This window comes from Gilliamella sp. B2828 (assembly GCF_026537125.1).
Lineage (GTDB): Bacteria > Pseudomonadota > Gammaproteobacteria > Enterobacterales > Orbaceae > Gilliamella.
In genome coordinates this window covers 17,610-31,372 of the sequence record NZ_JAFNMU010000015.1, presented here as the reverse complement: position 1 = coordinate 31,372, position 13,763 = coordinate 17,610, and the positions used below count along the sequence as shown (strand labels likewise).

11 protein-coding genes and 1 pseudogene are annotated in these 13,763 nt (G+C 33.7%); 3 read left to right on the top strand and 9 right to left on the bottom strand.

Annotated features, from left to right (window positions below):
- Positions 1–1,136 precede the first annotated feature (1,136 nt).
- The 9 genes and pseudogenes from J3U19_RS10680 to hutW form a co-directional block, all read right to left on the bottom strand.
- Entirely contained in the window at positions 1,137–3,029 is a 1,893-nt protein-coding gene (locus J3U19_RS10680; RefSeq protein WP_267346285.1) for a DNA topoisomerase III, read from the bottom strand.
- Positions 3,030–3,068: 39 nt separating this feature from the next.
- Positions 3,069–3,263: pseudogene (locus J3U19_RS11595) on the bottom strand (GNAT family N-acetyltransferase); the annotation flags it as partial.
- Positions 3,264–3,537: 274 nt separating this feature from the next.
- A complete protein-coding gene (locus tag J3U19_RS10675; RefSeq protein ID WP_267340982.1) occupies positions 3,538–3,783 on the bottom strand; it encodes a hypothetical protein in 246 nt (81 codons plus the stop codon).
- Positions 3,784–3,833: 50 nt separating this feature from the next.
- On the bottom strand, positions 3,834–4,847 hold the full coding sequence (zntB, locus tag J3U19_RS10670) for a zinc transporter ZntB (RefSeq protein WP_267340983.1): 1,014 nt from the start codon (positions 4,845–4,847) through the stop codon (positions 3,834–3,836).
- Between the two features lie 74 nt (positions 4,848–4,921).
- Positions 4,922–5,698 (bottom strand): heme ABC transporter ATP-binding protein, encoded by a 777-nt coding sequence (locus J3U19_RS10665; RefSeq protein WP_416380239.1) that lies wholly within the window; start codon positions 5,696–5,698, stop codon positions 4,922–4,924.
- Positions 5,699–5,711: 13 nt separating this feature from the next.
- Positions 5,712–6,698 (bottom strand): FecCD family ABC transporter permease, encoded by a 987-nt coding sequence (locus J3U19_RS10660; protein ID WP_267346281.1) that lies wholly within the window; start codon positions 6,696–6,698, stop codon positions 5,712–5,714.
- A 46-nt stretch (positions 6,699–6,744) separates the two neighbouring features.
- Positions 6,745–7,383, bottom strand: a complete 639-nt coding sequence (locus J3U19_RS10655; RefSeq protein ID WP_267340987.1) for an NAD(P)H-binding protein — start codon at positions 7,381–7,383, stop codon at positions 6,745–6,747.
- An 18-nt stretch (positions 7,384–7,401) separates the two neighbouring features.
- On the bottom strand, positions 7,402–7,902 hold the full coding sequence (hutX, locus tag J3U19_RS10650) for a heme utilization cystosolic carrier protein HutX (RefSeq protein ID WP_267346279.1): 501 nt from the start codon (positions 7,900–7,902) through the stop codon (positions 7,402–7,404).
- Positions 7,903–7,917: 15 nt separating this feature from the next.
- Positions 7,918–9,333: a heme anaerobic degradation radical SAM methyltransferase ChuW/HutW gene (gene hutW / locus J3U19_RS10645; protein WP_267340990.1), complete on the bottom strand. Its 1,416-nt coding sequence runs from the start codon at positions 9,331–9,333 to the stop codon at positions 7,918–7,920.
- Between the two features lie 349 nt (positions 9,334–9,682).
- Between hutW and J3U19_RS10640 the strand changes: the two genes are divergently transcribed.
- The 3 genes from J3U19_RS10640 to J3U19_RS10630 all read left to right on the top strand — a co-directional run bounded on the left by J3U19_RS10640 (position 9,683) and on the right by J3U19_RS10630 (position 13,738).
- Positions 9,683–10,531, top strand: a complete 849-nt coding sequence (locus tag J3U19_RS10640; protein ID WP_267346277.1) for a heme/hemin ABC transporter substrate-binding protein — start codon at positions 9,683–9,685, stop codon at positions 10,529–10,531.
- 122 nt (positions 10,532–10,653) lie between these two features.
- Positions 10,654–12,954 carry a TonB-dependent receptor domain-containing protein gene (locus J3U19_RS10635; RefSeq protein WP_267346276.1) on the top strand — a complete coding sequence of 767 codons (2,301 nt, stop codon included), beginning with the start codon at positions 10,654–10,656 and terminating at the stop codon, positions 12,952–12,954.
- A gap of 145 nt (positions 12,955–13,099) precedes the next feature.
- Positions 13,100–13,738, top strand: a complete 639-nt coding sequence (locus J3U19_RS10630; RefSeq protein WP_267340993.1) for a YjfI family protein — start codon at positions 13,100–13,102, stop codon at positions 13,736–13,738.
- The last annotated feature ends 25 nt before the right edge of the window (positions 13,739–13,763 follow it).

The window sequence follows — 13,763 nt, the reverse complement described above, 5'->3', positions numbered from 1 at the left end:
GTGATAGCATTTAGAAAACTGCATATCGTTCACCGTTACCGTTTTTATCAATTTCGGCTCGTGAACTGAAAAAATAACTATTTAGACAGGTTCATTAACCGATAATGATGCGTTTGAATTTATCTCCCCACTGTTTGGGGTGACCCGATTGAGTGTCCATATTTCTCCTGTAAATTGAACTCTAACCTTTGGATTTCAACTTTTCTTTACCCTCATTTTTAAACCATTTTTATAGTTAAAAAAGAAAGAAAAGCTCCAAGGTGGGCAAGTTATACGCTTTTCACAAAAAGAAGTCAACCTGTAAACAGAAAAATATGTCGAGTTCGCTTAAAAACAACACTTAAAAATGCATAAAGTTGCAATTCAGCATAGAATTAATACTTCTTATGTCCGAGATCAGATATTATTAAAATATGATTAATTAACCTAGATGATTAAGATGGAAATATCACAACCTACTCCATAATAACTGCTCCAATCGATAATCATCTTCACACTTGGTTATTTTGTTTATAAAAGGCAAAGTTCTAGTAAACACTTATAAATTTCGTTAAATATGCCGAGATTTTATAAAGAATGACACTACCAAATTACAATGTGATTATGAATACAATATCAAAGAAATCACGTTAGAATAAGATCTGTTTTTATAAATTTGGTGACATAGAAAAAGAAAATATTTTTTATTCCATCAGTGAGTGTTAAGCTGAATAATATTATTGTTCTGACATAACAAAATTTATTAACCCAATATTTTACTATTTAACAAAATCGCTTAATATCAGTTAAACTCAACTCAATTAAACAAGTTGGGCTTAGGATAGGATATTAACATTTGCACTTATTGGGTTAATGATTGATTTTTAACTCATCTTGTATTGTCAATGTCGTCATTTCGATTCTAACTCTTTTTTGATTTTGCTCACTACATATCGTTTTGCACTCGATCCAGTCAATTGATTGAAAACCTATTTAGTCGTTTTAAAAAACCAATCTTTGTCACAAAGAGCGAAAAACCACTATTTAAAATTATAACGACACGCAAACAATCATACATTATGATTAACCGATTGAATAACAATAAACCAATAAACATTTACATTAATACGTTTTATGCTGTTTTTTAAATATGGGGTTTATGCACAAATCTTCAATCGTGTATTTTTCATTTGATCAATTAAATCTGATAATGATAAACTCAGTTCTTGCATAAATTGCTGATACGAAAATGATTTTTTACTGATTTCCTCTAATTGTAATTCCCAATGTGCAGTCATGTCGGGCATAGACATAATATCAGGCAGTGATAAAATCAAATTTTTACCAACTTCAGTAGAACAAATTAATTTGCCTTTTCGAATTAGAAATTGCCTTTTAAATAGCAGCTCAATAATACTGGCACGCGTTGCTTCAGTGCCTAGACCATCTGTTTCACGTAGAATCTTTTTAATTTCAGGATCTTTTACGAAGCGAGCTATGCCTGTCATTGCTGCTAATAATGTAGCATCCGTAAATGGTCTTGGTGGTTGAGTTTCTTTACTAAGCAATTCGGTATCGATACATTGGACATGTTCGCCTTTTTTGATGAGATTAATTAAGAAATCCTTGCCAACATTATCCTCCGTATTGCTATCAAGTTGAGCGTTTTTGCTTCTAAATAAAGCCTTCCAACCTTCATCAATCATTTGATTATTTTTTGATATAAATTTCCCTCCTTGAATCTCGACATCAATTTGTAATTCAGCATATTGATAGGCGGGATAAAACTGAGCTAAATATTGAGTTGCAACAACTTGATAAACAACTTGCTCATTATTGGATAAACTGCCCATGTTGACTTTACGTAAGGTAGGAATAATGGCATGATGCGCTTCAACTTTTTTATCATTCCATACTTTAGAACGCAATGAAAAATTAGCATTGTCAATTGCTGTTTGCAGATCGGGACAATTGTTTTCAATGGCTGATTTAACTCCATGAATTTGCTTTAAATGATCTTCAGGCAAAAAACGACAATCCGAACGGGGATAAGTGATTAATTTATGCTTTTCGTATAATGATTGACAAATATCAAGCACTTCTTGTGCACTCAAACCTGTTTTTTTCGCCATTTCAATTTGTAAAGCAGATAAATTAAACAACATTGGTGGAGCAAGTTCCTTCTTTTTATTGCTTACTTTATCAATTATTCCTGACTTATCTTTAATGCGCTGGCAAACATTCTCAGCTAATGCTTTAACCAGTACTCGACCTTCTTCATCTTGATAAGGTTCGCAAGCTTCACTTGGTTGCCACTTAGCTTTAAACGTTTCGTTATCCTTAGTTTGCAAAATAGCAATTACTTCATAGAACGGTTTAGGCACAAACTGGGCTATCTCTAAATCGCGTCTCACCACTAATCCTAAAATAGGCGTTTGCACACGACCAATTGATAACACGCCACGATAGCCATTTTTTTGTCCTACCAAGGTACAAACTCGGCTCATATTCATACCATAAAGCCAGTCAGCCCGAGCTCTGGCTAATGCAGAAGTCGATAAAGGTACAAAATCTTGGTTACTACGTAGCTGTTCAAGAGATTTTTCAACTGCACTAGCATTCAAATCACTAATTAAGCAGCGCTTAATAGTTTTGCGTTTTTCTGGGGATAGCTGACAATAGTTTAATACTTCGTCCACCAACAGTTGCCCTTCTCTATCGGGATCACCTGCATGCACAATTTGCTTAGCAGATTTAATTAAATCGACTAAAATATTAAATTGCTTTTCGGTACTTCTTTTTGGAATTAATATCCATTTCTCAGGCATAATAGGTAAATCATCTAAAGACCATTTTTTAAAACGTTCATCATAGATCTCTGGTGTTGCTTGTTCCAATAGATGCCCAATACACCAACTAACCACGTCTCCATTGCTGGCTCGAATAAAACCATTACCTTTTTGATGAGGTTTAGGCAATACATCAGCGATAGCCCTAGCTAAGCTCGGTTTTTCAGCAATAAATAAACGAAAATATTGATTAGATTGCATAATAAGTATTAATCATAAATTTCAAACGACATAATCGCTTTAGGGTTCATTTAAGATAGAGCCTAATTTGGTAGCGATTTTCATAGAGGACTGATTATGCGCATCAAAATTGACCGATATATTACGATCCAAATAGGCTAAAATTAACTTTGTAGAAAAAAACAATGCAAATCCTTTTTGTCTTTCATGAATTACAGTATCAACTTCAATTTCAGTACACTCATTATACGTTAAATAAGATGATGCAACAAAACAATAACATTATCTTTTAAATTAATAAATCCTAATCCTGATTTTTCTAACTCTTAATATAAATGATAGTTTTTATAAAATCTTTAGCTCATTTGAGATTGATAATTTGCTGATAATTTTTTCATCAATGGCTTTTAATAAGTTGTTTCAGGTTATTTTAAGATAATTAATTGTAGTTTCTGGATATTATAAATTGTAGCCAGATAGAAACTAAAATATATCATTTTCTCATCATTATTGCGAAGGTCATTTCCAATCAAATTTTGCAGGTTTTATCACAGGGAATCAGGATTGCATAATTATCACTGTATCCTTTTGGAATATGGTGAGGCATATCCTGATTTGGTTGACCTGCAAAAAAGAAACCACCAATATTAATTACAACTGAACTTAGTTGCAATAGATTAGCTTTACAAGCAGATCGAATATTTCCTTCCCAATAAACATGAATTAATGTTTGAGGTGTAATCTCAAAAAATGATTTAAGGCCGTTTAGATTCATAACCTCATTAAGGTGAATCATAGCTTATCGGTAATTAAAAAATCCATCAGCTACCACCATTTTTTGAGTTTGAGCCATAATACTGAAGCAATACTAATAACAATAAGCAGTAAAATTAAACCGATAAAAGACCATTCTTTTTCATTGAAAGGGATGCCCGCCAAATTAACCCCAAGTAAGCTGGTTATAAAAGTAATTGGTGTAAATATGATGGTGAACAGCGACATTAAATAGATACGTTTATTCGTCGATTCAGCCAAAATGCTGTTAATTTGCTCCATCACTGAACCAATTCTAATTAGGCAGCTGTCAATCTCAGAAACATAATGATTTTGTTGATTTGAAATATCATGCAATCGTTGGCGATCATTATCATCAATCCAAGATATTCGTTCTGTTGAAATTTTTACAAAAATATCTCGTTGTGGTGAAAGTAAACGACGTAATATGAAAAGTTGTTTACGAACTCTTCCTATTTCTTTATGAGAAAAAACTCGCTGATTTAAAAGTAGATCTTCTAATTTGATAATTTTATTATGAACTCCATCGAATGATAAATTAGCTTGTTCACAGATTAATTCAGATAGTTGAATCAACCAATCGGCAACATCTACAGGACCAATTCCTTTCTCTAAATTTTCCTTTAATTTAATAATAGCGTCTATTTTTTGGTGTCGGGTTGAGATAACTAAATTATCCGTAATATAAAATCGAAAAGTGACGATGGGATCGGGAAGTTCGTTGGGTGTGAAATTAACGCCTTTCAGTACGACTAAAATCCCAGAATCGCAGCGAATTTCTTTTGGAAATTGATTTGGCTTTATCAACTCATTTTTGACAAGATCAGGAATGAGTTTTGTTTGATTGATCCAATTGATTGTTTTGCTGTTAGCAAAATCAAGATGTATCCAATAAGGTTGGGTCTTTGAAGCTTGAGTTTTATCACTCAAAGCATTAGCCTTGCCTTTTCCATCCAATTGGCAACTAAAAACAGGTTGTGCTGCAAGGAGATCGGAAACCAGAATAGAACAATCACTATTTTCGTTAATCATTACTAGCCCCATTTATTAAGTTTCCTTAATTATATACTGATTTTGATTCAAAATGCAGCGAATGATTGAGTATCGAGATTAAATGGTTAAAGGTTTAAATATATTTGAGGTACCGACGAATGATTAGGATGATTAAAAATTCCTAATTCAACACCATACCATTGATGAATTTTTTTAACCGTTAACACCTCCGCGGGCGCCCCTTGCTCAACAATTTTTCCTTGATGAATTAATATAATTTTATCCGCATATAATGCGGCGAGATTAAGATCATGCAAAATACAACAAACTGCTAATTTTTGTTTGCAAACTAATTGTTTCAATAATCTTAACGTATGTTGTTGATGATATAAATCAAGAGCAGATGTCGGTTCATCCAAAAATAGTAATTTTTCTGTAGGTTCAGGTTGCCATAACTGCGCTAATACACGCGCCAATTGTACTCGTTGCTGTTCCCCCCCTGACAAACTACGATAGTCACGATCAGCCAGTTTTAAACAATCTGTTTGTTGCATACATTCTTGTATTGCTACCTCAAAATTAGCCTTACCATGAGGAGTGCGTCCCATTGCCACTACTTCTTTCACCTTAAATGGAAAAGTTAATTGGCTTTGTTGCAACATAACAGTTCTAATTTTAGATAATTGTGTTTCAGACCATTGTGATAATGGTTTATTGAATAAGTAACACTCACCTGAAACTGGCTTTTGATAACCTGTTAACAATCGTAATAGTGTTGATTTACCGGCACCATTAGGACCGATGATAATGACCATTTCACTGGATTTTATATTTAAAGACACATTATTAATTAAAGTGCGATTAGCATAACCAAAAGTCAAATTTTCAGCAGTTAACATCATTAAATACCATCTATTATTTATGTCTTAAAATTAGCCAAATAAAATAAGGGCCACCAATTAGACTCGTGAAAAGTCCGACTGGAATTTCGGTAGGCGCAATTAAAGTACGCGCAAAGGTATCTGCTAGTAGTAATAAACAAGCACCACCCAGTGCTGATCCCGGCAATAACCAGCGATGATTGGCACCGACTCGTAATCGAATCATATGTGGTACAACTAGACCGACAAACGCAATCATGCCACTAACTGCGACGGATGTACCTATCAGTACAGCAGAAAGTAATAATAAATACTGCTTAATTCTTCGCACTTTAATACCTAGATAATGAGCATCTTCGTCACCTAGTTGGAGAATATTTAGTTGATGAGAAAGCTTCAATAAACAAAGTAAAGCAGGAACGATAAGTGATAAGGCAACCAAAACTAACTCCCAAGATCCCTTACCTAAATGCCCCATGGACCATAAAGAGAGTTGTCGCAATTGCGCTTCATCACTAATATAACTCAAACAACCCATAATCGCACCAATGACAGCATTTATTGCAACACCTAGTAATACCATTTTAGCCAAATTACATTGCGAATTTATGCTATAAAGATAAATTAACAAACAGATAAAAAAGCTACCAACAAATGCTGCTACCATTTTGCCATACATGATCATAATCGGTGGAAAAACAGCAGGAAACAAAATAGAGAAACCAACCATTAAAGCCGCACCACTACTAATGCCAAGTAAGCCTGGATCAGCTAAAGGATTACGAAATAATCCTTGCATCACTGCGCCAGAGGTCGCTAATGCCATTCCTACAATAATAGCTAACATTATTCGTGGCATACGTATATTTAACCAAATATTCCATAACGGATCATCCACCGACATATCCACTAATTCATCAAGGGTTAGTTTTAACGCGCCAGAATTTGCAGAAAATAGAATTAGCGCCAATAGAATGGCAAATAATCCCCACAACAAAGAACGATGACTATACTTGCGCACCCATTATCCTCTTATCTGTTCTAATTTATTCTCCTAATGGAGTCAATTAATAGGTTATGTTCAAGCTAGGATCAACTACACTGTAAGCTCGATTGTCAATCTGTTGATTGACAATTTTGTCAATAACCATTTTCGCTAAATCTGTACGATAAATAAAACCATGTACTTCTTGCTGATAATAACACTCAGCTTTTAGCGTCATTTCACCATTACGTAATCCGCCTGGTCTTAAAATCAAAAAGTTTAACTGGCTAGTTTGCAACCAAACCTCTGCTAATGATTTTTCACGTACTGCATTACCAAAGGCTTGTTTAGCACGTTCTGACAACGTAGACCATGAATCACCACACCCTAATGAAGTGACTAGAACCATCTGTTTAATAGAAGATTGTTCAGCACAGTCGATAATCACTCGTTGAGCTAAATAATTACCCGTTTCACCGCCCAAAGTTGATATAATTGTGGCTTCACTACCAGCTAATTTGCATAGATTTTTAACCAATGTATAATCGGTTGCATCTCCAACATGAGCCTCAAAACCTTGCTTAGTCAATTGGTTAGCAAAATCAGCATCACGAACTAATACAATGCAACGCCAATTCGCGTGATATTGCTTAACTAAATGAGCAATTTGAAAACCTGTACCTTGTTTAGGGCTTACACCAAAAATTAATAATGTCTGCATTTTGTGAGTAACTTATAGTTAATTAATTTTTTTTGCTAAAGTACGGAATTTGTCTAATTGATCGGTTTTTAATTGATGCTTTTCGTCACGACCAACAAAAATTTTAAACATTGCTTGTCCTGTATGATTTAAGAATATTATTGAAGCTGTGGACATCTTCATAAATTTACGTTCAATAAAAGCAATATATTGACAATGTTCAGCTTTGATATGACCACTTAATCCTTTTTGATGACGAAGGTTAAAGTATTTTTGGCTATGAGTTCCTGATGGTAATTCGCCAGAAATTTCAGCGATTACATCTCCAGTATGAACTAAAAATAGCACATCTCCCCATGTTGAAACTTCTTCCCAAATGGTATCAAAATTACTTCCATCAACAATTTTCGCTTCAGGTAAAGCTTGAATAACTTGTGTTAATGTAACATGATAATCTTGAGCAATTTTTTCTAATAGCTCCTCTGGATCAGTTTTCATATAAGCGGTTAAATTATCTAAAAGGCTTAGTTTATCTGTCATAATAGTATCCTATAATTATGAAATTTGATGTGAATGTTTCGTTCTTTCAGTATTTGATCTAGCCATTGCTGGATGACTATTCATAGCTTGTCTCGCTTGAGCCATTTGTTTCTGTATTTCAATATATTCGGGATTATTAAGCTGTAGCAATAACTGTTGCAGTGCTTGAACTATATTGCTTGACCAAAAACGTCCAGATAAAGTTAGTTGCATACAATAATCTTCGCTTTCCAAGAGCCCAACTTGTTGCCATTGCTTAATTAGCGGTTTCAAGAGATCATATTGCTCAGTGAGTTGAGTTAAATCAATGCGCCCTTTTTCAATCCCTGCTTGTAATCGATAAAGCCATTCGCCTATCACTGGTTTACCAGTGAGCATCATAATTGGTTTTTTACCCTCATCAAGTTGAGCATAATATTGATTTAAATCACGATGAATCATAAATGACTGACCGCCTAATCGCCCACCAGCACAAGACCCAAATGCAAAAAAATGAGAACCTTGCTTAATTAAAAAGTTATACAAATTTCGTTCACGACTATTTTTAGCCCAGTGTGCATTGGTCAAATGTACCCAACCTTGTTTAGCTAAAAATTCTGCACCTTGATGATAAAAATTACATTTATCGGTAATTGACGGGATTTTAATACGCTTATTTTCAACACCTTTAGCCAAGGGGGTAGTTGGTAGAAGATTAAGTGAATACAAATCTACACCATCTAATGACAATTCATTGACAATTTCTAAATCACGTTGCCAAGTCTCAGTAGTTTGATTTGGTAAACCGAACATTAAATCACAAACTAAAGCCACACTATCACGAGCAGCAATACGTTCAAAGCTTCTAATAATTTGTTGCTCATTGGATTCACGACCTAACCGTTGTCGAATATCAGTATTAAAGGTTTGGATACCGATTGAAAATCGATTCGCTCCCGCTTCAATATAACTATCAACACGTTCATCATCAAAGTCAGAAATACGGCCTTCAACCGTAATTTCACAATCAGGTGCTAAAGGTGCATGTTGTTTTATATAGCGAATAACGCGCCCTATTTGTCCCGCTGCCAAAGCTGAGGGCGTTCCTCCTCCAATATAAATAGCATGAATAGGTGCAGATTGCATTGCGGTTTTACTGATTTCTAGCGATATTTCTTTAATTAAATAATTAATATAAGTTTCAGTATTAAATTTTCTTAATGGATTTTGGTAAAAACCACAAAATTGGCAATGGATATCACAAAAAGGAATATGAATATAAATTAACCTTTTTTTTCCCTTTAGAGGGGTTGATTGAATCGCGTTCCACTGAGAGTCAACTTCATGAGGTGATAATGGAATACTTGCTTGCAAAGGCATAACAGCCCAGCGGTCTTTAAAAGGCAAAGTAGCGTTTTGAGCAAAAAAAGTGCTGACATCTAATGATTTCATAACAACCGTTCTTAAATAAATAAACCGTAAAATTAAATAATAATTATTTTCATTTAGCAATATCTTTTATTAACCATTTTTATAATTCTTTGATATTTATATTATTATTTTTTTACAAAAAAATGTTTTTTAACTTATTTTCTTTGTAATTCGTTTACTTTTTAAGCTTCTTACTAAATCCTCACCATTCGTATTAACCAATTATTTATATTGATATTGTTAAAAAAACATCACTAAGCAAAAACATTTTTCTTAAAAAATTTAGGAATAAAAAACAATTTTGTTGATAATAGTTATCATTTTCACTATATTAACGCAGCTATTAAAGTCTACACACAGGAAGTAAATAATGAAGAATTTTGTAACAAAATTAAGTCTATTTTTGTTAATTTTTACCTTTAATGGGATCATAAATACATGCTCAGCTCAGAATAGAATTGTTATTGCAGGTGGATCTTTGACCGAAATTGTTTTTGCGCTTGGTGAAGGTGATCAAGTGATCGGCGTCGATAAATCGAGCACTTATCCACAAACCGTCACCCAACTACCCCAAATTGGCTATTGGAAATTATTAAATATCGAAGGCATTTTATCTTTAAAACCAACGTTATTTATCACTTTAAGTGACGCAGAGCCCAACAATGTCATAAATCAAGTCGCTCAAGCCAAAGTTGATGTTTTATCCTTACAACGTGTTCCTGGAACCCTTGAAGTACTGTATGAAAATATTGAAAAAATAGCCAACAAATTACATAAAACCGATCAAGGAAAAAAGCTCATAGAACATATTAAAAGCAATCTTTCACAAATCCAACATAAGATCGCTATGCACCCCAATAAAACCAAAGTACTTTTTTTAATGAGCATGGGAGGAACCAATTCAGTAGCGGGTAAAAACACCACAGCTGATGCTTTAATCACTATTGCTGGCGGTGAAAATCTCGCTAAACACAACAGTTATAAAAGCTACACAGCGGAATCAATCATTGCAATGAATCCTGATGTTATCATTTTAAATAACCACTCAATATTGCAACTTGGCGGGATGGATAAAATTGACACTATTCCTGGGATTACTGAAACATCAGCATTCAAAAATCATCGAATCGTTACTATCGATGATGGATACCTATTCGGTATTGGGCCTCGAGTCGATGAGGTTGCAAAAATTCTTTATGACAGCTTTTATTCTCAATAAAGATTTAGAAAAAATCGAAATAAAAAATTGTTTAGCAACTTGATTGAATTAAAAAATAATTCACTGAATTGTTATTTAATCTAATTGATTTTATTTAGTTTATTATATTTAAAAGGATTAAAATGATTAATTGTACTAAATTAAAGGTGACCAGCACTTTAGCTCTAGGTTTGACGATTACCATGCCGGTAATGGCTACGGATAGAAATGATGATGAAAGTTACGATGTCATGACAGTCACCGCACACGAAACGACCCAAAAACCAGGTACAATTACTGAAATATCAGAACAAGATATCCGCCGTGACGGTGGTACTAATTTTGGTACTATCATGCGTTACCAACCTCTCATTTCAGCACCAGGTAATATCTCCGGTTCTGGCAGTGGTAAAAGTAGTTGGGACCGAGGGGGCTTTACTGGCTATAATATTCGTGGTTTAGATGCTAACCGTGTATCAATCGACATTGACGGTATGCCATTACCTATCGCTCAAGGTCGAGTTAATTCTGTAGGTCGAGCAGGATTCGGCTCTTATGGTATTGGACGTGATTACATTGATACCTACATGTACAACAAAATTGATATTCAATCTGGCGCCACATCGGTAAGTAATGCCAATAATGCCTTGGGTGGTTCAGTATCTTTCCAAACTAAAACGGCTAGCTATTATTTATATCCAGGTAAAACCCGTTATTTTGGATTCCAGAATAATTATGACAGTGCAGATAGAAGCTATCATCAAGGACTTACGATGGCTGGTGGTGATGATCACCTTAATGGCATTATTGTAGTAAGTCGTCGAGATGGCCAACAAACAAGAAACTATGGTGATTCAATAAGTAGTTATCCCGAAAATTGGCACTCTAACTCAATTTTAGCAGGCTTAGGCTGGCAAATGACGGAAGAACATTTACTTAATACGACGATCGATTACAATAATAAAACCAAAAACTCACATTATGATACTTGGGACAAAGACGGTAAAAAAATAGAATCGTTCGACCATCAACGCAGTAAAAATAACCGCTTTAATTTAGCCATTAAAGATTTATGGCAACCCACCAATATGAGTTGGATTGACTCATTAACTACGCAGTTAAATTACCAGCGTACCAATGTCTTTGATGACACACAATTACAGCACAAATCCAAAGGAAACTTTTATACTCAAACCAACTATAATACCAAAGCGTATAATTTAATCACTACTTTGATAAAAAACATTGATAATCAAAAAATAAGTGCTGGTCTGAATGCAAAATGGAGTGAAGATGAATCCCCCTTCTTTTCATCCGCTAAATCACAATATGGAGAGATTTTTCCTGACGGTGATTATACTAAACCACAAGCAGACAGTAGAAGTTATCAGCTTGGTGGATTTTTTGAAGATCGCATCAGCTTTAGTACTGACAATGGTAATAACTTTTATTTAGTACCAGGAGTTAGAGCAATCTATCAAAATACTAAGCCACGCAATCTTGAAAACATGTCCGTATCAAATATTGATTCCCATCAATTAGGTAAACAGTATAGTAGTAACAGTGATTTCAAAGTTTTACCATCAATGGCATTTATGTATGATATCAATCCAAATTTTACTGCTTATCTACAATATAAACGTAGCGCGCAAATGCCAAATCAAAATCAATTATATGGTACTTATTTAGCACATAGCACTATGTATGTACTCGTTGGCAACTCCAATTTGAAAACGGAAACGGGTGATAATTTTGAACTAGGTTTAAAAGGTCAACCAATATCAGGAATTACGTTATCGTCTTCTGCTTTTTATAACAAGTACAAAAACTTTATTGCTTTCACTCGTTATAGGAAAGATTTTGTTGGCATAGGTAATCGTATCGTTTATCAATCAGAAAACCGTGACAAAGCCTATACTTATGGTGCTGAATTAAGCAGTGAATTTAATATTGGTACTTGGATAGAATCACTAAATGGCTTAAGCACACGATTCGCTATTGGTTATAACCAAGGGAAATCAAAATCAAGTTACTTGGGCGATAAATACATTGAAATGGATACGATTGCTCCATTAAAAAGTACTATTGGTTTATCTTGGGATGATCCAAACAAGTTCTATGGTGTTTCATTAATAGCAACATTCCAAAAAGGTAAAAAAGCGGATGCAACTTCTCGAGAATCATATAATAACGAAGGTCAGCCAATCAAAGATTCATCAGTAGATTATTTTCGAATCGCAGGTCATGGTATTGTTGATTTAACAGGTTATATTAATATTACCGATAATATTAAATTGAGTGGAGGTATCTACAACCTCACGGATCAAAAATACTGGGATTACTTGAGCAATAATAAATTATACAGTACATCAGATCATAAATATCTAAACCTGTTTACCGCACCAGGTAGAACATTCCAGTTAGGTTTAAATATTGATTTCTAAATAAATATCTTAATGTATATTTATGATTATTTTTCACCCGCTTATGCGGGTTTTTTTTTGATAAAAATATCACATGTAATATTTACATGTGATATTTTTGTGTTAATATTGTTTACATAAATTTAACAAATACCGAACAAACTTGATGAAAAAAACTAAAGAGACTAAAAATTCAGCTTTTTATCAGCAACAATATCGACAACGGTTACGTGAACAAGGTTTGATCAAAAAAGAAGTTTGGATTTTACCTGAGAATACAACGAAATTGTTAGAAATTGAAAAACAATTTCGTCACTCATTAGTCAAAAACAATAATATTAATAATAATAAGGAAGTGAACAAAATGGAAAGAAATCAAATTTGGTCAATTGAAGAGCTCTTTAACAAATTAATGCAATCAGAATTAGTTAAACAAAATCATGCAAGTGTTGAAATTATTGATGGTATAGATGCTTGCTTACATATTATCATGCATGAATACGGTGATTTGCCTCTATTTTTAAGCATATCAAATCAACAAATTGTTGTTGAATGTTTACTTTGGCCAATCAATATGGTCAAAAATAAAATTCAATTTAATGAGGAAATTTTATGTACTCGCAAACTATTTCCGTTATCAACTATAGCAATTGAAAAAGCTGGAGACGGATCAGTCAACTACATTATGTATGGTGCGTTAAGTTCATCTTCACTCTTAAGTAACATCATTTATGAATTAGAAACTCTATCTGACAATGTTATTAAAGCGACAGAAGCTTATGAACATCACATCACTCTTAACTAATAAATCGATATAAATAATAAGGAGA